The sequence below is a fragment of the Microbacterium sp. LMI1-1-1.1 genome (assembly GCF_040815675.1).
In the GTDB taxonomy this organism is placed as follows: Bacteria; Actinomycetota; Actinomycetes; order Actinomycetales; family Microbacteriaceae; genus Microbacterium.
This window is the reverse complement of sequence record NZ_JBFPNN010000001.1, coordinates 464,917-485,084: the sequence shown is the minus strand read 5'-3', so window position 1 is coordinate 485,084 and position 20,168 is coordinate 464,917. Positions and strand designations below refer to the sequence as shown.

Annotated in this window: 20 protein-coding genes and 2 tRNA genes; 15 read left to right on the top strand and 7 right to left on the bottom strand. The window is 73.3% G+C overall.

Translation table 11 applies throughout. The features are described from left to right. The first annotated feature begins 171 nt into the window (after positions 1–171). Complete coding sequence (locus MRBLMI1_RS02230; RefSeq protein ID WP_367726512.1) at positions 172–1,506, top strand: maltokinase N-terminal cap-like domain-containing protein; 1,335 nt, start codon at positions 172–174, stop codon at positions 1,504–1,506. 27 nt (positions 1,507–1,533) lie between these two features. On the opposite strand, the gene MRBLMI1_RS02225 is transcribed toward MRBLMI1_RS02230, so the two are convergent. Continuing rightward, on the bottom strand, positions 1,534–2,793 hold the full coding sequence (locus MRBLMI1_RS02225; RefSeq protein WP_367726511.1) for a CDP-glycerol glycerophosphotransferase family protein: 1,260 nt from the start codon (positions 2,791–2,793) through the stop codon (positions 1,534–1,536). A gap of 42 nt (positions 2,794–2,835) precedes the next feature. On the opposite strand from MRBLMI1_RS02225, the gene MRBLMI1_RS02220 reads away from it, so the two are divergent. After that, entirely contained in the window at positions 2,836–3,942 is a 1,107-nt protein-coding gene (locus tag MRBLMI1_RS02220; protein WP_367726510.1) for a glycosyltransferase family 2 protein, read from the top strand. 57 nt (positions 3,943–3,999) lie between these two features. Here MRBLMI1_RS02220 and MRBLMI1_RS02215 read toward each other — a convergent pair whose 3' ends face one another. Genes MRBLMI1_RS02215 through MRBLMI1_RS02205 form a run of 3 tightly spaced genes read right to left on the bottom strand, consistent with a single transcriptional unit; the run spans position 4,000 to position 8,358 of the window. Further along, positions 4,000–5,457 carry a CDP-glycerol glycerophosphotransferase family protein gene (locus MRBLMI1_RS02215; protein WP_367726509.1) on the bottom strand — a complete coding sequence of 486 codons (1,458 nt, stop codon included), beginning with the start codon at positions 5,455–5,457 and terminating at the stop codon, positions 4,000–4,002. Next, positions 5,454–6,761, bottom strand: coding sequence for a CDP-glycerol glycerophosphotransferase family protein (locus MRBLMI1_RS02210; protein WP_367726508.1), 1,308 nt, complete (start codon positions 6,759–6,761; stop codon positions 5,454–5,456). The genes MRBLMI1_RS02215 and MRBLMI1_RS02210 overlap by 4 nt, the downstream gene beginning before the upstream one ends. Before the next feature lie 55 nt (positions 6,762–6,816). Next, a complete protein-coding gene (locus MRBLMI1_RS02205; RefSeq protein ID WP_367726507.1) occupies positions 6,817–8,358 on the bottom strand; it encodes a S1C family serine protease in 1,542 nt (513 codons plus the stop codon). Positions 8,359–8,547: 189 nt separating this feature from the next. Between MRBLMI1_RS02205 and MRBLMI1_RS02200 the strand changes: the two genes are divergently transcribed. Next, on the top strand, positions 8,548–9,747 hold the full coding sequence (locus MRBLMI1_RS02200; protein ID WP_367726506.1) for an aminotransferase class I/II-fold pyridoxal phosphate-dependent enzyme: 1,200 nt from the start codon (positions 8,548–8,550) through the stop codon (positions 9,745–9,747). Positions 9,748–9,858: 111 nt separating this feature from the next. Here the strand turns inward: MRBLMI1_RS02200 and MRBLMI1_RS02195 are convergent, their stop codons facing one another. Then, positions 9,859–10,665, bottom strand: coding sequence for a carbon-nitrogen hydrolase family protein (locus MRBLMI1_RS02195; RefSeq protein WP_367726505.1), 807 nt, complete (start codon positions 10,663–10,665; stop codon positions 9,859–9,861). Further along, positions 10,662–11,252, bottom strand: coding sequence for a DUF6328 family protein (locus tag MRBLMI1_RS02190; protein WP_367726504.1), 591 nt, complete (start codon positions 11,250–11,252; stop codon positions 10,662–10,664). Before MRBLMI1_RS02190 ends, MRBLMI1_RS02195 begins: the two co-directional genes overlap by 4 nt. Before the next feature lie 84 nt (positions 11,253–11,336). On the opposite strand from MRBLMI1_RS02190, the gene MRBLMI1_RS02185 reads away from it, so the two are divergent. The 5 genes from MRBLMI1_RS02185 (at position 11,337) to MRBLMI1_RS02165 (ending at position 13,883) form a co-directional block, all read left to right on the top strand. Further along, a tRNA-Met gene (locus tag MRBLMI1_RS02185) sits at positions 11,337–11,410 on the top strand. A 170-nt stretch (positions 11,411–11,580) separates the two neighbouring features. Beyond that, positions 11,581–11,654, top strand: a tRNA-Met gene (locus tag MRBLMI1_RS02180). Positions 11,655–11,755: 101 nt separating this feature from the next. Further along, the gene (locus MRBLMI1_RS02175) at positions 11,756–12,244 is read left to right on the top strand and encodes a hypothetical protein (protein ID WP_367726503.1); all 489 of its coding nucleotides are present in this window, start codon (positions 11,756–11,758) and stop codon (positions 12,242–12,244) included. 56 nt (positions 12,245–12,300) lie between these two features. Then, a complete protein-coding gene (locus MRBLMI1_RS02170) occupies positions 12,301–13,233 on the top strand; it encodes an SMP-30/gluconolactonase/LRE family protein (RefSeq protein WP_367726502.1) in 933 nt (310 codons plus the stop codon). Then, positions 13,230–13,883, top strand: a complete 654-nt coding sequence (locus tag MRBLMI1_RS02165) for a formylglycine-generating enzyme family protein (RefSeq protein WP_367726501.1) — start codon at positions 13,230–13,232, stop codon at positions 13,881–13,883. Before MRBLMI1_RS02170 ends, MRBLMI1_RS02165 begins: the two co-directional genes overlap by 4 nt. Before the next feature lie 24 nt (positions 13,884–13,907). Here MRBLMI1_RS02165 and MRBLMI1_RS02160 read toward each other — a convergent pair whose 3' ends face one another. Continuing rightward, complete coding sequence (locus MRBLMI1_RS02160; RefSeq protein WP_367726500.1) at positions 13,908–14,339, bottom strand: MarR family winged helix-turn-helix transcriptional regulator; 432 nt, start codon at positions 14,337–14,339, stop codon at positions 13,908–13,910. 111 nt (positions 14,340–14,450) lie between these two features. Between MRBLMI1_RS02160 and idi the strand changes: the two genes are divergently transcribed. Genes idi through MRBLMI1_RS02125 form a run of 7 tightly spaced genes read left to right on the top strand, consistent with a single transcriptional unit; the run spans position 14,451 to position 20,044 of the window. Next, the gene (idi, locus tag MRBLMI1_RS02155; RefSeq protein WP_367726499.1) at positions 14,451–15,008 is read left to right on the top strand and encodes an isopentenyl-diphosphate Delta-isomerase; all 558 of its coding nucleotides are present in this window, start codon (positions 14,451–14,453) and stop codon (positions 15,006–15,008) included. Then, the gene (locus MRBLMI1_RS02150; protein ID WP_367726498.1) at positions 15,005–16,072 is read left to right on the top strand and encodes a polyprenyl synthetase family protein; all 1,068 of its coding nucleotides are present in this window, start codon (positions 15,005–15,007) and stop codon (positions 16,070–16,072) included. Before idi ends, MRBLMI1_RS02150 begins: the two co-directional genes overlap by 4 nt. Next, the gene (locus tag MRBLMI1_RS02145; protein ID WP_367726497.1) at positions 16,069–16,938 is read left to right on the top strand and encodes a phytoene/squalene synthase family protein; all 870 of its coding nucleotides are present in this window, start codon (positions 16,069–16,071) and stop codon (positions 16,936–16,938) included. The genes MRBLMI1_RS02150 and MRBLMI1_RS02145 overlap by 4 nt, the downstream gene beginning before the upstream one ends. After that, a complete protein-coding gene (gene crtI, locus MRBLMI1_RS02140) occupies positions 16,935–18,491 on the top strand; it encodes a phytoene desaturase family protein (protein WP_367726496.1) in 1,557 nt (518 codons plus the stop codon). Before MRBLMI1_RS02145 ends, crtI begins: the two co-directional genes overlap by 4 nt. Before the next feature lies 1 nt (position 18,492). Beyond that, complete coding sequence (locus MRBLMI1_RS02135) at positions 18,493–18,849, top strand: lycopene cyclase domain-containing protein (RefSeq protein WP_367726495.1); 357 nt, start codon at positions 18,493–18,495, stop codon at positions 18,847–18,849. Then, positions 18,846–19,154, top strand: a complete 309-nt coding sequence (locus MRBLMI1_RS02130; protein ID WP_367726494.1) for a lycopene cyclase domain-containing protein — start codon at positions 18,846–18,848, stop codon at positions 19,152–19,154. Before MRBLMI1_RS02135 ends, MRBLMI1_RS02130 begins: the two co-directional genes overlap by 4 nt. Beyond that, on the top strand, positions 19,151–20,044 hold the full coding sequence (locus tag MRBLMI1_RS02125) for a prenyltransferase (RefSeq protein WP_367726493.1): 894 nt from the start codon (positions 19,151–19,153) through the stop codon (positions 20,042–20,044). Before MRBLMI1_RS02130 ends, MRBLMI1_RS02125 begins: the two co-directional genes overlap by 4 nt. The last annotated feature ends 124 nt before the right edge of the window (positions 20,045–20,168 follow it).

Genomic DNA, 20,168 nt, shown 5'->3' with positions numbered 1-20,168 from the left:
GACCCCGCCCCACCTCGTCGGCGAGAGCCCCGTCGACACGACGGCCGTCCCCGACTCCCGCGACCGCTTCTGACGCGCCACCGCGAGGGGCGGCATCCGTCCTCCTTCCATCGACCGGGCCCCGGCGCAAGGCCTGGGGGACGATCGAGGTGAGGCCGGTAGGTTCGCGGCATGGGTGATCTCCTCGACCTCCTGACCGTCTGGATGCCGCAGCAGCGCTGGTACGGCAGCAAGGGCAGGCAGCCGCGCCTGACCCTGATCGCCTCGTGGGAGCTCGACGCCCCGGGCACGCACTTGCTGCTCGTCCAGGACGCCACGACCGCTCCCCCGGTGCTCTACCAGGTGCCGGTCGTCGAGCGGACGCCGGATGCCGCGCCGTCGCCGTCCGTCATCGGCCCTGCCGCCGAGGGGCGGGTGTGGATGGATGCCACCGTCGACGAGGCCTTCACCGACCTGCTGTACCGCTGGGTCACGGCCGGCGGCTCGGCCGGGTCCGGGGACGCGACGCTGACCGCCACGGCACTGGACCCGGCGCGGCTGTCCGCCCCCGCGGCGACAGCGCGCGTCCTCAGCGGCGAGCAGTCGAACACCTCGATCATCTACCGTCCCGCCGAGGGCGGCGAGCCGGTGATCTGCAAGCTGTTCCGACAGGTGAACCCGGGGGTGAACCCCGACGTCGAGCTCCAGTCCGCGCTGGCGGCCGGCGGGGCCCGGTTCGTCCCGGCATCCGTCGGCGAGGTCCACGGGACTTGGACGACGCCCTCGGGCGAGCACGTCTCGGGGTCGCTGGCCTTCGCGCAGGAGTTCTTCGAGGGCGTCGAGGACGCCTGGCGCGTCGCGCTGCGCGCGGCCGAGGACGGCGAGGACTTCGCCGAGCGCGCCCGCCTGCTGGGCGAGTCGGTCGGTCGCATGCATCTCGCGCTCGCGGAGAGCTTCCCCACCCGGGAGCCCGGCGAGGACGACCGCGCGGCGGTGGCCGGGGCGTGGAACCGCCGCCTCGCCATCGCGCTGGCCGAGGTGCCCGCCCTGGCTCCGCACGCCGACCGGATCCGCGAGGTGTACGCGGCGGGGGCGCAGGCCGCATGGCCGCCGCTCCAGCGCGTGCACGGCGACCTCCACCTCGGACAGGTGCTCGACACCGCCGAGAACGGGTGGGTCCTCCTCGACTTCGAGGGCGAGCCGCTGCGTCCGATCGCCGAACGCCTCCTCCCCGACGTCGCCGTCCGCGACGTGGCCGGCATGCTGCGGTCGTTCGACTACGTCTCCGGCGCGGTCGAGAGCGCCGACGCGGACGCCGTGCGGGCCTGGGTCATCGCCGCGCAGCAGGCGTTCCTCGACGGGTACGCCGACGCCATCGGCCCGGAGCGGGCGTCCGCGCCGGAGCTGCTCGCCGCGTTCGAGCTCGACAAGGCCGTGTACGAGGCGATCTACGAGGCCCGCAACCGTCCGGACTGGATCGGCATCCCGCTCGCGGCGATCGGCCGGCTCGCTCCGCGGGAGGCCTGACCCCGTCCGACCCGCCGCGCGTCGGGGTCAGTCGACGGTCTCGACCTCGACGTCGCCGGCGGCCGCAGGGCGGTCGTGCCAGGCGTCCCAGCGGTGCATGAGCTCCCCGACGGCGGCGTGGAACCGCGCGGTCGCGGCTCCCGGGGTCGTGTCGCCGAAGTAGTGCCGCACCCAGTGCTGCAGCCGGGCCACGGACTCGGGATCACCGAGGACGCGGTCGGCGTGACGGACGATGGATGCCGCCTCGGCGGCATCCAGCCATTCGCAGGCCGACAGATAGCCCGACGTGTCGACGAGGGCCTCCGCGTCGGCGGGGCGGGTGACGAGCAGCGGCTTGTCGGCGGCGAGCCGGTCGTAGACCATCGCGGAGATGTCGACGACGGCCAGGTCGGCGGCCGCAAGCTGCCAGCCGAGGTCCGGGCCGGTGTCGTGCACGTGCTTCGCTGTCGGGTCCGCGGCATTGGCGGCGGCGAGGGCCGCGACGATCCGCGTGTTCGCCGCGCCGTAGGCGCTGTCGACGACACCGGAGCGCGGATGCGGCCGGTAGATGACGCGGTGGCGGCCGGTGGCGAGCAGCGCGCCGACGAGCGCCTCGCCGTGCGAGGCGATCGACCCGTAGTGGGCAGACGGACGATCGCCCTCCCAGGTCGGGGCGTACAGCACGACGGTCCGCTCGTCCGGCTGGTAGGGCAGGTCCCCCGAGTAGTGGTCGGCCTGCGGCCGCCCGATGGCGTAGGTGCGCCGGTCGAGGTCGTAGTCCCACAGCACCCGCGACAGCCGCTCCCGCGCGGCATCGCCCGCGACGAAGGCGTAGTCGTACGCCTTGAACTGGTTGGTGGTCATGTACATCTTGTCGGACTCGCCGTGGTTGATGAACACGTGCCAGCGGTGCCCGTACCGGAACATCTGGAAGTTGCGGGTGTTCTGGTTGACGTAGAACACGATGCGGACGTCCTGCTCGGCGAGGACCTGCTCGACGTCGCGCACGGTCGGCGCGTAGGCCACGGGCAGGGCCCCGTCCTCGAGCAGGGCGTTCGCGCCCCCGGCGCCACGGCTGACGACGAGGACCGGCCACTCCCGCGCGAGCTCGCGCAGCGGGGCGTACCACTGGCGCATCTGATACATGTTCACCGCGTTGTCGGCGAAGTAGACCGCGATGCGGAAGCGTCCGACCGGGAGCTCGCCCCGCTGCGCCAGGCGCAGACGCAGCGCCCGGCGGGCCCGGCGGGCGTTCAGGGCCTTGCGCAGAAGGCCGACGGCGAGCCGGGCGTCACGGGCGAGAGGCATCCCTCCAGGGTACCGGCGGGTGCGACGTGAAAGGATCGGGGGATGCACCTCGCCACCCCCGGAGGCGTCACCGCCCGGCGCGACGCGCCCGTTCCCCCCGACGATGCGGGCGTCAGCTTCGTCATGCCCGTGCTGAACGAGGAGCGCTATCTGCGTCGTGCCGTGGAGACGGTCCTTCAGCAGGACGTGCCGGGGCCGGTGGAGGTCATCCTGGCCCTCGGGCCCTCGACGGACGGCACGGACGCCATCGCACGGCTGCTGCGGGACGCCGATGAACGCATCGTCCTGGTCGACAACCCGGACGCCGACATCCCGGTCGGACTCAACCGCGCCATCCGCGCCGGCCGCTACCCGACCATCGTGCGGGTCGACGCGCACTCGGAGCTGTCGCCCGGCTACACCCGGGCCGCGCTCGCCACCCTTGCACGGGTGAAGGCCGCCAACGTAGGCGGGGTCATGCGCGCCGACGGGCGCACGCCGTTCCAGCGGGCGGTCGCCCGCGCCTACAACTCCCGCGTCGGCCTCGGCGGCGGTGCGTACCACGGCGGCACCGCGGAGGGCGAGGCGGAGTCGGCCTACCTCGGGGTGATGCGTCGGGCCGTCCTGGACGAGGTCGGGATGTTCGACGAGTCGCTCCGCCGCGGCGAGGACTGGGAGCTCAACCTCCGCATCCGCCGCGCCGGCTACCGCGTCTGGTTCGACCCGTCGCTGTCGGTCGTCTACTGGCCGCGCGAGAGCTGGGCACGGCTCGTGCGGCAGTTCCGGGCCACCGGCGCCTGGCGCGGGGAGCTCGTCCGCCGCTACGGCCGCCGCAACTCCCTCCGCTTCTTCGCCCCGCCGGCCCTGGTCGTGGCCGCCGGTGCGTCCGTCGTGGTCGGTGCCCTGCAGGCGACCCGGGCGCTCCGCGGGACCCGGTCGGCCGCGGCATCCCTCGTCCACCTCCCGCTCGCGGCGTACGGCGCGCTCGTCGGCGTCGTCGCGCTGGGACGCGGCGGCGGACGCGGGTGGCGCGACAAGGCGTGGACGGCCGCGGTGCTGCCGTCGATGCACCTGTCGTGGGGCGCCGGGTTCCTGTGGGCGATCGGCCGCGGGGCGCGCGACACCGTCGACACGTCGCGACTCGACGGCCGCAACACGCCGCTGCCCTGACCCCGGGGCGGTCCCGAGGCCCTGTCCGGGAGCAGCGGACCGCGGGGCGGCGGAGCGTCAGTCCCGGTCGAGGAACCCCTGGTCGAGGATGCGCGCGACGACCCGTTCGGCCGCTCGCCCGTCGTCACGGGCGTTGAAGACGCTGCGCCAGCGCTCGTACCGCTCCGCGAAGATCGCCGGATCCACCTCGGTCAGGGCGCGCGTCAGCTCGTCCTGCGTCCGGACGACCGGTCCCGGGACGGCGTCAACGAGGTCGAAGTAGAACCCGCGCAGCTCGCCCCGGTAGTGCTCGAGGTCGGGCACGAGGAAGTACATCGGCTTGCCCGTGACGCTGAAGTCGAACATCACCGACGAGTAGTCGGTGACGAGGGCATCCGCGGCGGCGAGCAGCCGCGCCGTGTCGGGGAAGCCGGTGACGTCGACCACCCGCGGGCCGCGGGCGTCCTCGCCGGGCAGGAGGGTCCGGGAGTGGCCGCGGACGAGCACGACCGCGTCCACGTCGCGCGCGAGGGCGGCGGGATCGACGAAGTCGACGATCCGCTCACGATCGTCGCGCCACGTCGGGGCGTACAGGACGACGCGTTCCCCGTCGGCGATCCCGAGGGCCGCGCGGGTGGCGCGTCCGTCGTCCGTCCGGAGCACGTCGTTCCGCGGATACCCCTCGACCCACACGGGCCGGCGGAGGAAGGCGTACGCCTTCGTCAGGATGCGGGCGGCGTAGGGGTTCTGGGCCAGGAGCACGTTCCAGCGCCGCGCCTCGCGGACCACGGCCACCGCGCGGCGCGGATCGAAGCCCGGACGGTGAAGCGCGAGTCTCTTCAGCGGCGTGCCGTGCCAGGTCTGCAGCACCCGCTGGCCGGGCCGACGGGCGAAGCGGCGGCGGAGCCAGTCGTTGACCACCAGCAGGCGGGACGACCCGCGGGCGCGCCACCACTCGGGACTGCCCTCGACGACCGCGATCGCCCCGGCGGGCACCTCGACCGACAGGTCGACGACGCTCCAGTAGCGGGTGACGGCGGGCGCGACCCGCGCCAGCTCGCGGTCGATGGCCAGCGGGTTGCAGCTGGCGTTGCGCCCGTAGAAGGACTCGAAGAACACCGCGTTCTCGAGCGGACCGCGGCCGGTGGCGTACCGGCGCTCCAGGGCGGCCTGCCCCTCACCGGAGTCGTAGGCGGGGTCCACCGGCGGGCCCACGTGGAGGCGGGCGCCGTCCCACGAGGCGCGGACGCCGGGCAGCTGCGTCGTCCCGATCGTGGTGCCGGGGAGGCCGGTGTCGTCGGCCTCGCCCGCGTCGATCCACAGGCGGTACTCCCCCGTCGGCAGGGGCAGGTCCGGCCCGCCCCATCGGGAGGCGCGCAGCGGGAGGACGGCGCGCCAGGTCCGGCCCCGGCCGTGCAGGCGGGCCGTCACGCGCGCGCGGCGACCGACGAGCTCGACGGCGGCGGGCCGCGGACCGGTGCCGCTCAGCTCGAACGCGGCGACCTCGCCGTCCTCGATGAATCGGGCCTCGGTCATCGTCGTCCTTCCGTGGGGGGCGGCGGGGCTCCGCCGGGGTCCGTCCCGAGCGGAGACCCCGCCCGGGCGGGGCGTCCGCCGGCGTCGAGCAGCGCCCGCACGTGTGCGTACACCCGCTCGGTGTTGCGCCCGTCGCGGTGCGCGTGGACGGTCCGGCTCCGCTGTCGCGACGCCTCCGTCCTCGGCCCCGGCTCGTCGAGGACGGCATCCAGCTGCCGCAGGGTCTGCGTCCAGTCGCGGGCCGGATCGTCGCCGGCCACATCGGCGTACCGGCCGTAGAGCCCCCGGCGCGCGCGGTAGGCCTCGAGATCGGGCGCGAGGAACAGCACCGGCAGCGGCACGAGCGCCGCGTCGAAGGCGAGGGACGAGTAGTCCGTGACGAGCACGTCGAGACCGGGCAGGAGAGGGGTCACATCGGCGACGAGGTCGCTGCCCAGCATCCGGACACGGTCGGTCGGCACCGGCGGGCGGTAGTCCCCCGCCCCGAGCGGGTGCGAGCGGATGAGGAGGACCGCGTCGCGTCGGTCGAGGAGATCCCGGATGCCGCCCCACTCGGTCGCGTCCGGGACGGCCGGGTCGACGTCGCCGTCGCGCCAGGTCGGGGCGTACAGCACGACGGGGCGCTCCCCGACGGGTCCGACGGCCGCGGTCAGGCGCTCACGCGCGGCGGCGCGGCGGTCGGACGCGGTTCCGCGTGAGAGCACGTCGACGCGCGGCTCCCCCGTCACGGGGACGGCGGCGTGGGTGAGGCCGAAAGCCGACTCGAGGCGGCCGCGCACGAGGTGGGACGCGGCGGGCAGCACCGCGATGCGGCGGGTGGTGCCGTGATAGAGGGCGGCGAGCAGCCGCGGGACGACGCGCGAACGCGGCAGCAGCGCACTCCGGGTCGTCTCGGCCGAGTCGAGGCCGATGCGCTTGAGCGGGATGCCGTGCCAGAGCTGCACGATCGTCGCTCCCGCCACCGCATAGCGGTTGACGTCGCCGAAGCCGTGCGTCACGACGACGACGCGCGCGCGAGCGGTCAGCCACAGACCGCGCAGCGAGTCCTTCCGGGCCCAGCGGATCCCCCGCGCCGTGGCATCCCTCGCCTGCCCGTCATCGCCGACGAGCCAGGTCGCGTCCTCGCCGTGGGCGGCGGCGACGCGCCACAGCTCCGCGGCACCGTCGGCGATGCCGACCGCGCAGCCGAAGACCCAGCTGCGCCGCGACCGCGGCACGACGGCGGTCAGGACCCGCCCGGCCAGATACAGCGGGATGCGGAGGAGCTTGTGGGCGTTCCCGGAACCGAACGAGAAGGACGCCACCCCGCGAGCCTATCGCGGGGCGGCGTCCTCCGAGCCGGGTGAGGGAGCGGCGGCGTCAGCCGTTCAGCGAGCCGAGGGTGACCTCGGCGGTGCGGTCCTGCCCGTTGCGGACGTACGTCACCTGGGCGGTCGCCCCCGCGGCGAGCGCGCGCACCTGCGCGGTCAGGTCGACCGAGCTGGCGACGGGCACCCCGTTGAAGGCGGTGATGATGTCGCCGGTCTGCAGGCCGCCGCCGGCGGCCGCGCCGCCCGGGCTCACCTCGGCGACGTACGCACCGGTGATGGTCGCGCCCTGGACGGAGGTGCTGTCCTGAACGGACGCGCCGAGCAGGCCGTGGGTGGCGGAGCCGTTCTCGATGATTTCGCTGGAGACGCGCTTGGCCACGTCCGACGGGATCGCGAACCCCACGCCGATCGAGCCGGACTGACCCGACGACGAGGAGGAGCCGCCCGCGGAGGCGATGGCCACGTTGATGCCGATGAGGCGACCCTGGTCGTCCACGAGCGCACCGCCGGAGTTGCCGGGGTTGATCGCCGCGTCGGTCTGGATGACCGCGATCTTGATCGTCTCGGTCGACTGCGACTGCTGCTGGCCCTGCCCGAAGTCGAAGAAGAACGGGCTCTCCTGGCCGCCCTGCCCGCCCTCGCTCTCGTCGGAGCCGTCGCTCGGCGCGGCCGAGGAGGCGACCTGGATGGACCGGTTCAGGGCGCTGACGATCCCCGTCGTGACGGTGTTCGACAGGCCGAGCGGGGCGCCGACGGCGACCGTGGTGTCGCCGACGTTCAGGTCGGACGAGTCCGCCCACTCGATCGGGGTGAGACCCGAGGCGTTCTCGAGCTTGATGACGGCGAGGTCGTAGGTGGGGTCGGTGCCGACCAGCGTCGCGGCGAACACCCGGCCGTCCGAGGTGGTGACCGACAGGCGGGTGTTGCCGGACTGCCCGTCGAGGGTGACCACGTGCGTGTTGGTCAGCACGTAGCCGTCCGAGTTGAGCACGACGCCCGACCCGGTGCCCGCGCCGGTGGAGCCGGTCGCGCTGATCGTGACGACGCTCGGCACGACCTTGCTGGCGATCGCCGTGGTCGCGTTCACGCTGTCGGGGTTGTTCACAGTGACGGCGGTCGCCCCGGCGGGCGAGGAGGCGCTCGAGCCGCCCCACAGCTGCAGCCCGGCGTACGTGCCGCCGAGACCCGCGCCGCCGCCGACGAGCGCGGCCGCGAGGACGAGCGCCGCGACCTTGGGGACGCCGCTCTTCTTGCGCGGCGCCGTCGTGGACGACTCCGGGAGGGTGAGGGTCGGGTGCAGACCGTGCGCGTCGGTCGCGGCGGGACCGAAGGCGGCACCGCTGGCTCCGCCGACCGCGGCGGCACCGGCAGGGGTGCGGTGGTCGCCGGACTGCGGCGGGGGCCACGCGGCGGCCGCGGCGGCGGGCGACCGGGTCGGCAGCGGGGGGCGGCCGGCGTCGGCACCGGCGGCGGCGTCGAGGGGGGCGCGGTCGGGCTGCGGCGACGGCGACGTCGCGCCGTGCGCGGCGCCGGCGTCAGGGGTGGAGGCGTTGTGGGAACCCTCGGGACGGTCGTCCGTGTTGTCGCTCATGCGATGCTCCTTCTTCCAGGCGCTTCTACAGTGACCCCGCACCCTGTGCGTTATCTATGCCACGGGTGAGGCGCGTCTATGGGTGTAAGGGGCGCCCGTCGAATGCCATTCCGGCGGCATCCGGACGTCCAGCAGATCCACGGCTACGGTGAGAGGACTCCGATCCCTCACGCGAGCAGGACGCGCATCATGCACATTCCCCCCGGCGCGTGGCGCCGCACCGCCGCGGGCGCCGGCCTCATCACCCCCGACGGGGAGGCCGTCCCCACGATCTTCGCCGAGATGAGCGCGCTCGCCGCGGCCACCGGGGCCATCAACCTCGGCCAGGGGTTCCCCGACGAGGACGGCCCCGAGGTCGTCCGGGATGCCGCCCGCCGCGCGATCGCGGAGGGGGCGAACCAGTACGCGCCGGGGCGCGGCGTGCCCGACCTGCTCGACGCCGTCGCCGAGCACCAGCAGCGGTTCTACGGCCTCACGGTCGATCCCGCCCGCGAGGCCCTCATCACCGTGGGAGCGACCGAGGCCCTCGCGGCCACCCTCCTCGCGCTCATCGACGGCCCCGACGACGAGGTCGTCGTCTTCGAGCCCTTCTACGACTCCTACGCCGCGTGCGTCGCGCTCGCCGGGGCGAAGCTGGTCCCCGTGCCCCTCGCGTGGCCGGACTTCCAGCCGGACCTGGACGTCCTGGCATCCGTCGTCTCGGATCGGACGCGGGTCATCCTCGTCAACGATCCGCACAACCCCACGGGGACGGTCTTCACCCGCGCCGTGCAGGACGAGATCGTGCGCCTCGCCGAGCGTCACGAGGCGATCATCGTCACCGACGAGGTGTACGAGCATCTCGTCTTCGACGGGCCGCACGTCCCTCTCGCCACGCTGCCGGGGGCGTCGGACCGGACGCTGTCGATCTCGTCCGCGGGCAAGACGTTCTCGCTGACGGGGTGGAAGACCGGGTGGGTGACCGGCCCCGCCGCGCTCGTCTCCGCGGTGATGGCGGTGAAGCAGTTCCTCACCTACGTCGGGCCGACGCCGTTCCAGTCGGCGATCGCGGCGGGGCTGCGGATGCCGGACGAGTTCTTCGCGTCGGTCGCGTCCACGATGGCCGCGAAGAGCGCCCTCCTCGGCACCGGCCTGCGCGCGGCGGGGTTCGACGTCTCGACGCCGGGCGGCTCCTACTTCACGGTCGTGGATGCCGCTCCCCTCGGCGTCACGGACGCGGACGCGTTCTGCCGTGAGCTCCCGGCGCGCGCCGGGGTGGTCGGCATCCCGATCACCGCCTTCGTCGTGCCGGAGCACCGGGACCGCTACGCCACCCTCGTGCGGTTCGCGGCCTGCAAGAGGGTCGAGGTGCTGTCGGAGGCGTCCGCCCGGCTGGCCGGGATGGGCTGAGCCCCGGGGGCGGCCGTCGCGGAATCGGACGGCGGCGCCGGATTCGGACGGCCCGGGACCATCGGTCCGATTCCGCCGCGGCGATCCGATTCCGCAGCGGGCGCGCGGCGGTCAGCGCGGAGTGACCCGGAAGCGGCGCAGCTCCAGCGCGGGGTTCACCCGTCGCACGCGCGCCACCGCCTCGGCATCCAGGTGCGCGACGGCGACGTCGGTCGTCGTCCCCACCGTGGCGACGACGACGCCCTGCGGGTCGACGACGAGCGAGTGCCCGACACCGAGGGGCGGCGGGTGGTCCGCGGCGGCGACGAACATCGTGTTCTCGATGGCGCGCGCCTGCAGCAGCGTCCGCCAGTGGTGCTCCTTGAGCGGCCCGCGCACCCACTCGGCCGGGACGAGCACGACATCCGTGCCCGCGTCGGCGAGGGTGCGGGCGACCTCGGGGAACCGCAGGTCGTAACAGGTCATGAGGCCGAAGCGCAGACCGTCGACGACGAAGGTCTCGGGCGGGGCGATCTCCCCCGGCTGGATCCAGTCCGACTCCCGCTGACCGAAGGCGTCGTAGAGGTGGAGCTTGCGATACACGGCCTGGATGCCGCCCGCCCCGACCGTCACGACGGTGTTGCGCACCCGCCGGCCGTCGTCCGCGCGCTCGAGCAGACCCGCGACCAGGACGACGTCCAGCTCCGCGGCCAGGGCGACGAGGGCCGTCACGAAGGGCCCGTCGACGTCTTCGGCGTTCGCGGCGAGCGAGGCGTCGAAGGGGTCGACGAAGTAGCTCGAGTACTCGGGGAAGACCACGACCCGGGCGCCGCGGCCGGCCGCGGTCCGGGCGAGACCGCCGATGACGTCGAGATTGGCGGACGTGGATGCCGCGGGGGCGAACTGCGCGACCGCCACTCCGACGCTGTCGTGGGTCATCCCTGCTTCCTTCCTCCGCTGCGGCGGCGCACGAGCACCGGCACCGCCACCCACAGTACGAGGATCACCGCCCCGAGGACCATCGCCCCGGCGATCCCGCCCCGCACGTCGAGCACGACGTCGAAGACGAAGCCGACGACGCCGGTCAGCAGCAACGAGACCAGGGCGAGCGCGGCCCGGAGGCAGCCGTGCCCGAAGCGGACGACGTCGGGCTTCACGCCCCGCTGGAACACCGCGCGGTGAAGGGCCACGGGGGCGAGAGCCACGACGGCGCTGAGCGCCGAGAGCGCGATGAGGATGAGATAGACCGTCCGCTGCCCGTCGGACAGGTCGGAGAACGCGGGCTGGAACGCCAGGGCGAGCAGGAACCCGGTGAGGATCTGGGTGCCCGTCTGCAGCACCCGCAGCTCCTGGAGGACGTCGTTCCAATTGCGGTCCGCGCGCTGCGCGGGCGTCTCGGGGCGGCCGTCGTCGCGGTCGTCGCCCGCCGGGGAGGCGCACCCGTCCTCGCCATCGGGCGCGAGAGCGGAGGCAGGTGCGGGGGCGGGGGCACGACCCGTCCGGGTCGTCTTCGCGGGGTCCGACATCCCGGCATCATCCCGCCGCGGACCGGCTCTCCTCAACGCCGGTTCGCCATCCGGCCCCGCGCCTGGTAATGTTTTCCCTTGTGCCGCGGGGTGGAGCAGTTCGGTAGCTCGCTGGGCTCATAACCCAGAGGTCGCAGGTTCAAATCCTGTCCCCGCAACAGATGAGGAACGGCGTCGGAGAGATCCGGCGCCGTTCCGCTTTTCCCGGACCGCTTCGGAGACCGCTCCCGGGGAACGCCGGCGCCTGTCCCCTCGGCGCAGCGACACCCCCGGGATGCCACGACGATTCGACCGCCACGTGAACGGCTGGTAACGTGATCTCTTGTGCCGCGGGGTGGAGCAGCTCGGTAGCTCGCTGGGCTCATAACCCAGAGGTCGCAGGTTCAAATCCTGTCCCCGCAACAGATGAGGAACGGCGTCGGAGGAATCCGGCGCCGTTCCGCTTTTCCCCGATGGCGTCAAGCCGCGGCCGGCGGGTCGCGCCGCTGTGTTGACTCGGGGGCATGGACACGACGACCACCGCCCCTCTGGACAACGACGGACGCGACCGGGACGACCCGCCCGCCCTGCCCTTCCTCCACATGTGGGCGGACGTCGACGGCCGGACCCGCCTGAACGCGTCGGCACTGCGGGGCTTCGGGCTCCAGAGCGTCGGCGGCGGCGCGGATCCGCAGTGGATGCGCCCCTTCCCCGGCGACGTCGCGTCGGTGACCTTCGCGGTGCTCCCGGTCGGATGGGTGGGCCAGTGGCATCCCTCCCCCCACGCGCAATGGGTCGTGCCGCTCCGCGGACGCTGGTTCCTCGAGACCCAGGACGGCGCGCGCGTGGAGATGGGCCCGGGCGACATCCACTTCGGGCAGGACACCGACACCGCCGAGATCGACGGGCGGTCCGGCCACCTGTCCGGCACCGTCGGGGACGAGCCGTGCCACCAGCTCATCCTGCAGTTCACGGAATCGCCGGGCGCCCCGACGCCCCACCCCTTCGGCTGAGACCGGCGGCGTCAACCCGCTCGGCCCACCCGGCCGTATTCTGTTGGATGGACGTCATGCCCCATCACGACGCCCGCATCCCGATCGACGGCCAGGTCCTGCAGGGACCCCGCTCCCCCGAGCCCGTCGACGTCGCTCCGCCTCGCGTCTGGGACGAGGGCCTGGCCGCCGTGCTCCCGCCGACCTCGCGCCTGCTCTCGCTGTATGCCGACGCCACCTGGGCGGAGGGCCCGACCTGGTGGGCCGCGGAGAGCTCCCTCGTCTTCAGCGACGTCATCGGGCGCCGCACCCTCGCGTGGCGCGAGGACGGCAGCATCGTGACCGTGCGCGACCGGTCGGACTTCGCCAACGGGAACACGATGGATGCCGCGGGGCGACTCGTCCAAGCCGAGCACGGTCGCCGCGCGATCAGCCGCACCGACGGCGACGGCACCCGCGTCCTCGTCGACGCGTTCGAGGGGAAGCCGCTGAACTCGCCCAACGACCTGGTCGTGGCCTCCGACGGCGCGATCTGGTTCACCGACCCGACCTACGGGATCTCCGACCCCAAGGAGGGGTACCCCGCCGATCCCGCCCTCGACCACACGAGCGTCTACCGGTGGACCGAGGCCGAGGGGCTGCGCCGCATGATCGACCTCGACGCGCCCAACGGCCTGGCCTTCAGCCGCGACGAGAGCGTCCTCTACGTCGCCGAGTCGCGGGCGGACGGCCTGCCCCGCATCGTCGGGTGCGCCTGGAACGGTGAGCGCCTCGGAGCGCCCGTCACCGTCGCGACCGTGGACGCCGGCATCCCGGACGGCCTCGCCGTGGACAGCCGCGGGTGGCTCTGGATCTCCAGCGAGGCCGGCGTCGTCATCGTCGACGACGGCGGGCGCCGACTCGGCGTCATCCCGACGCCCCACGTCGTGAGCAACTGCACCTTCGACGCCGACGAGAAGCGCCTGTTCATCACCGGTGACAGCGACCTGTGGATGGTCGAGCTCGCGTGACCGATGTGGAGATGGCCGTCATCCCCGCGGGGAGCGTCCTGCGCGGTGACCAGCGCGGTCCGGAGCGGCGCGAGATCGCCGTCGGGGCGTTCGAGATGGCGGTCTACCCGCTCACCGAGGAGCAGCGGGCGGAGCTCCTCGGGGTGCCCGTGCGGCATCCGCGGCATCCCGCCGTCGAGGTGAGCTGGTTCCGGGCGATCCGCCTGTGCAACGCGCTGTCCGAGTGGGAGGGGCTCGACCCGGTCTACCGCTTCGACGGCGAGGAGGTGGACTGGGATGCCGAGGCCGACGGGTTCCGCCTCCCCACCGAGGACGAGTGGGAGTACGCGTGCCGCGCCGGGGCCACCGGCCCCGCGTACGGCCCGCTCGCGGACGTCGCCTGGACGGCCGCGGACGGCCTGCGCGGCCCCGTCGACGTCGGCGGGCGGCTGCCGAACCTCCACGGCCTGTTCGACGCCCTCGGCAACGTCAACGAGTGGTGCTGGGACTTCGTCGACGCGCAGATCGGGGACGCGCGCGTGTTCCGCGGCGGCGGATGGGCCGATCCCCCGGCTCTCGTCCGCGCCGCGACCCGGCGCGGGGGCCCGCCGCGCGACGGCTACGACGACGTGGGCGTCCGCGTCGCCCGCGGGCCCGTCGACCGGCCCTGACGGCGGGGCCGCCGACGCAGCACCTCAGTCGGTCGCGACGATGGCGTCCGTCAGCTCGTCCAGGAACGACGCGATCGTCGCCAGCTCGGCGTCGTCGTACCGCTGCGCGACGTCGCGCATCAGGCTGAGGTGACCGCCGAAGTGCCGGAAGAACTCGGTCCGGGACTTGTCCGTGAGGACGACGACGCGGGCGCGACCGTCCGACGGATGCGGCCGGCGTTCGAGGTGTCCGGACTTCTCGAGGCGGTCGAGCAGCTTCGTCGTCGAGGCGGTCGAGATGCGCAAGTGAGTGGCGACGCCGTGCGGGCTGACGGTCTCGCCCCGCTGCTCGCGGATGATCAGCATGCGGAGGGTCGCCAGGTCGCTGGCGTTCATGTCCATGTCGCCCTTCATCCCGCTGTGCATGCGGTCGAAGGCGTCGCTGAGGGACCGGATCGCCCGGAGAGCGCGGGTCACCTCGCTGCGCGTACCAGAGGGCACAGGGGCTTTTGCCATAGTGGACACCCCCTTTCGCTGTGGGTATAGTCGGGCTCACATCGCTAGCTAAACTAGCAAACTGGAGGCACGATGAGCGAGACCGAGTATGTCGTGCTTCTGGACGACCTCGGCCACGAGATCGGCACGGCTCCGAAGAGCAGCGTGCACGGCACCGACACGGCCCTGCACCTCGCGTTCTCGTGCCATGTGCTCAACAGCGAAGGCCAGGTGCTCGTCACACGGCGCGCGCTGGACAAGAAGACATGGCCCGGCGTGTGGACGAACTCCTTCTGCGGACACCCGCAGCCCGCCGAGCCGGTCCTCTCCGCGGTGCATCGTCGCGCGGAGTTCGAGGTCGGTCTGCGCGTCCGCGACCTCGAGCTGGCGCTGCCGCTCTTCCGCTACCGCGCGGTCGACGCCAGCGGCATCGTCGAGCACGAGATCTGCCCGGTGTACATCGCGCGCACCGACGACGAGCCGCGGCCGAACCCCTCCGAGGTCGCCGAGTACCGCTGGGTCGACCCCGCCGACCTCGCGGCATCCCTCGAGGCGACCCCGTGGGCTTTCAGCCCCTGGTTGGTCCTCCAGGCCCAGCAGCTTCACCTGTTCGACGCCGCCCCGCCCGCGCAGATCCGACGAGCGTCATGATCTCCCTCGCCTCGACCTCCACCGCCCGCGCCGGTGTCGACGACGCCATCGACCGGGCCCTGGCCCGCCTCGACCGACGGCTCGCCGCCCAGGGCGACGGCGCCGGGGCCCTGGCATCCGCGATCCGCCGCGCCGCGCAGGGAGGCAAGCGCTTCCGTCCGCTGCTCGTCGTCGCCGCGTTCGAGACCCTCGAGGGTCCGGAGACGGCGCGCGCGGGCCTCTACGACGTCGCCGCGGCCTTCGAGCTGCTGCACACCGCGTTCGTCGTGCACGACGACGTCATCGATCACGACACCGAGCGGCGGGGCGTCCCCAACGTCGGTGGGGAGTTCCGCAGCCGCGGGCTGTCCCGCGGCGCCGACGCGCCCGGCTCCGCCCTGCTCGGCGACGCCGCCGGCATCCTGGCCGGGGACCTGCTGCTGCACGAGGCCGGGCGTCTCGTCGCCGTCGCCGACGTCCCGGGCGCCGTCCGCGCGGAGCTGCTCGACCTCGTCGAGGACGCCGTCCTGGTCTCCGCGGCCGGAGAGCTCGCCGACGTCGAGAACGCCGTCGTCGCCGGGGACGTGGATGCCGACACCGTGCTGCGCACGACCCACGACAAGACGGCCGTGTACTCGTTCTCGGCCCCGCTCGAGGCCGGTGCCGTGCTCGCCGGCGCCGGGACGCCGCAGCGCTGCGCCCTGCAGCGGTTCGGCCAGCGGCTCGGACTGGCGTACCAGCTCGTCGACGACCTCATCGGCGCGTTCGGCACCGCAGCCGCATCCGGCAAGGACGAGGGCTGCGACCTGCGCGAGGCGAAGAGGACGCACCTGATCGTCCTGGCCCGCGAGACCGAGAGCTGGCCCGAGGTCAGCGAGGCCCTCGCCCAGGCGCACACCGGCCCGGTCGCGATCCGCGCCGCCCAGCGGGCGCTGTCGGACTCGGGCGCCCGGATCCGGCTCGAGGAGCTCGTGTGCGAGACCCTCGACGAGGCCCGCGCCATCGTCACCGCCTCGACGCTCCCGGCCGCCTCGCAGGACATGCTGCTCGAGCTCGTCGACGCGGTGCAGGAGCGCGTGCCGTGAGCCTCGCCCCCACCGGCCTCGCACTGTACTCCCGCACCGCCGACGACGCCGCCGCCGCCGTCATCCACCGGTACTCCACGTCGTTCGCCCTCGCCTGCCGTCTGCTCGGCCCGCGCCCGCGTCCGCACGTCCGGAACATCTACGCGCTCGTGCGCGTCGCCGACGAGATCGTCGACGGTCCCGCCCACGACGCCGGTCTGACGCCCGAGCGCGAACGCGCGGTGCTCGACGGGCTCGAGGAGGAGGTCCGGGATGCCATCGCCACGGGGTTCAGCGCGAACCTCGTCGTGCACGCGTTCGCCCGCACGGCCCGCGAGTGCGGCATCGGCGACGACCTCATCGCCCCCTTCTTCGCCTCGATGCGCACGGACCTGGACACCACGGCGCACGACGACGCCTCCCATGACGCGTACGTCTTCGGCTCCGCGGAGGTCGTGGGCCTCATGTGCCTGCAGGTCTTCCTCAACGCGGGGATGTCCGCCGCCGCCCTCCCGGCCGCGGACCTCGTCGACGGCGCGCGCCGCCTCGGGCGGGCGTTCCAGGACGTGAACTTCCTGCGCGACCTCGACGACGACGCCGCCCGCCTGGGTCGCGACTACCTGGACGGAGCCGCCGGCGACGACCGGCGCATCGAGGTGCTCGACCGCATCGACGCCGACCTCGCCGCCGCGGCGGCCACGGTGCCCTTCCTGCCGCCGGACTGCCGGCGCGCGGTGACGGCCGCCCACGACCTCTTCGCCGAACTGTCGCGGCGCCTGCGCCGCACCGCCCCGGGCGCGCCGCGCGTGCGCGTTCCCGACGGCGTCAAGGCGACCCTGGCCGCTCGCGCATTCCTCGGACGCCCACCGAAAGGGGCCCACACATGACCTCCCAGCGCATCGTCGTCGTCGGCGGCGGGATCGCCGGGCTCGGCACCGCCGCGCTCCTCGCCGACGAGGGGCACGACGTGCAGCTCTTCGAGGCCCGTGACCAGCTCGGCGGGCGCGCGGGCTCGTGGGAGGCCGACGGCTTCCGCTTCGACACCGGTCCCAGCTGGTACCTCATGCCCGAGGTGTTCGACCACTTCTTCCGGCTGCTGGGCACCAGTGCGGCCGAGCAGCTCGACCTCGTGCGTCTGGACCCCGCCTACCGCGTCTACGGTCCTCCGGGAAAGGGCGACCCCATCGACGTCGTCTCCGGCCGCGACGCCGTCCGCGCGCTCTTCGAGGAGCACGAGCCCGGCTCCGGCGACGCGGTCGAGGCGTATCTCGACTCCGCGAAGGACGCCTACGAGCTGTCCACCTCGAAGTTCCTCTACGACCCGTACTCGTCGTCGCAGGGCCTGCGCGACCCCGCGCTCGTCAAGCGCCTCCCCACGCTCATCCCGCTGCTGACGCGCACGCTGTGGAAGCGGGTCACCGGCTCGTTCCAGAACACCCGGCTGCAGCAGATCCTCGCCTACCCGTCCGTGTTCCTCGGCGGCTCGCCCTTCGAGGTCCCGAGCCTCTACCACCTCATGAGCCACCTCGACCTCGGCGACGGCGTGCTCTACCCGCGCGGCGGCTTCACCGAGATCATCAAGGCCATCGAGCGGCTCGCCCGCGAGCGCGGCGTGCGCATCGAGACCGGGACGCCCGTGGAGGCGATCCTCACCGAGAGCGGCGCGGCGCGCGGCGTGCGCCTGGCGGACGGACGCGTGATCTCGGCGGACGCCGTCGTCTCCGGCGCCGACCTGCACCACACCGAGAACGACCTCCTCGAGGCCCCGGACCGCCAGTACCCGGAGAAGTGGTGGCGCAACCGCGTGCCCAGCCCGGGCGCCCTGCTGCTCCTCCTCGGCGTTGAGGGCGAGCTGCCCCAGCTGACCCACCACACGCTGCTGTTCACCGACGACTGGCACACGAACTTCGACGCCATCTTCGGCGAGAACAAGCGCATCCCCGATCCGGCATCCATCTACATCTGCCGCCCCAGCGCCTCCGACACCTCCGTCGCCCCGGCCGGGCACGAGAACCTCTTCGTGCTCGTCCCCGTCCCGGCGGACCCCGTGAGCGGTCGCGGCGGCGTGAACGGCGCCGGCGACCCCCGCATCGAGCAGGCGGCGGACCGGGTCATCGCGCAGATCGCGGAGTGGACGGGCGTGCCCGACCTGGCCGAACGGATTGTGGTGCGCAAGACCATCGCCCCCGAGGACTTCGCGACCGACTTGCACGCGTGGCACGGCAACTCCCTCGGCCTCGCGCACACCCTCGGGCAGAGCGCGATCTTTCGCCCGAAGAACCGCTCCCGCAAGGTGGACGGCCTCTACTACGCGGGCACCTCGGTGCTGCCGGGGATCGGCCTGCCGATGTGCCTCATCTCGGCCGAACTGGTGGTCAAGCGCATGCGCGGCGATCACTCGCCCGCTCCCCTGAGCGAGCCGGCGCGCGCGGCGGTCTGACGTGCCCGGGATCTACCTGGGTGCCATCCTCTTCTCCCTCGCCGGCATGATCGCCATCGATCTCAAGTTCGGGCTGGCCCTCCGCACGGCGCCGTGGCGCACGACCGGCGCCGTCCTCCTCGGTGCGTGCTTCTTCCTCCTGTGGGATGCCGTCGGGATCCTCACCGGGGTGTTCGTCAAGGGCGACAGCCCGCTCTTCGTGGGGGTGGACGTGGCGCCGCACCTGCCGCTGGAGGAGGTCTTCTTCCTCGTCTTCCTCAGCTACCTCGCCGTCGTCCTGTGGAGCGTCTTCCACCGCCGACGGTCCGCCGCGGCGCCGCGACACGCGGACGACCGCGTGGACGAGGGACGATCATGACCTACCCGCTCATCGTGCTGCCGTTCGTGGTCGCGACGATCGTCGTGACGCTCTCCACCGCGCGGCGTCCCGACTTCGGCCGACGCATGAGATCCTCGGGGCTGACGGCGCTCGTCCTCCTCGCGCTGACGCTCGTGTTCGACAACGTCATGATCGCCGTCGGCCTCTTCTCGTACCCGGAGGAGCACCTCAGCGGCATCCGGATCGGTCTGGCCCCCCTCGAGGACTTCGCCTACCCTCTGTGCGCGGCCTTCCTCGTCCCCGCGCTGTTCGAGCTCATCGCCCCGCGGAAGGAACCCGCATGACCGCCCCGGCCACCCTCACCCCCGCGCGCGTGCTGCGAGAGCTGTTCGTCTCGTCGCGACCGGTGAGCTGGATCAACACCGCGTTCCCGTTCGCCGCCGCCTACCTCCTCACCACGCGGCAGGTGGACGTGGTGCTGATCGTCGGCATCGTGTTCTTCCTCGTGCCGTACAACCTCGCCATGTACGGCGTGAACGACGTCTTCGACTACGAGTCCGACCTGCGCAACCCGCGCAAGGGCGGCACGCACGGCGCGGTCCTCGCCAAGCGGATGCACCCGATCACGCTGTGGGCGGCCGCTCTGTCGTGCCTGCCGTTCGTCGTGTTCCTCGTGGCGGTCGGCTCCCCGCTGTCGTGGCTCGTGCTCGCGCTCAGCCTGTTCTTCGTCGTGTTCTACTCGGCGCCGCCGCTGCGGCTGAAGGAACGGCCCTTCGCCGACTCGATCACCAGCAGCATCCATTTCTTCTCGCCCGCCGTGTACGGACTCGTCCTCGCCGGGGCGACGTGGACGTGGCAGCTCGTCGTCGTGTTCGTCGCCTTCGCGCTCTGGGGCATCGCCTCGCACGCCTTCGGCGCCGTGCAGGACGTCGAGGCGGACCGGTCGGCCGGGATCTCCTCCATCGCCACCGCACGCGGCGCCCGCTGGACGGTCCGCTTCGCCCTGACCGCCTACGCCCTCGCGGGGGTCGCCATGCTGTTCACCGCCTGGCCGGGGCCGCTGGCCGCCCTCCTCGTCGTGCCGTACCTCGTCGTCGTGTGGCCGTACCGCAACGTCACGGATGCCACGAGCGAGTCTGCGACCGCCGGGTGGAACCGCTTCCTCTGGCTGAATCAGATCGCCGGCTTCGGCACCACCCTGCTGCTCATCTGGTGGTGGTTCCTCCGCGCCTGAGGCCGCCGGCGGGTGTGGGGGCCGCGGGGTGTCGTCGTGCGTCGCGCGGGTGGGAGGCCGTGGCATCCCGTGCCCTTCTCGCCCCGGATGCCACGGGTCCCTCCGCGCTCGATCGCTGCCGCAT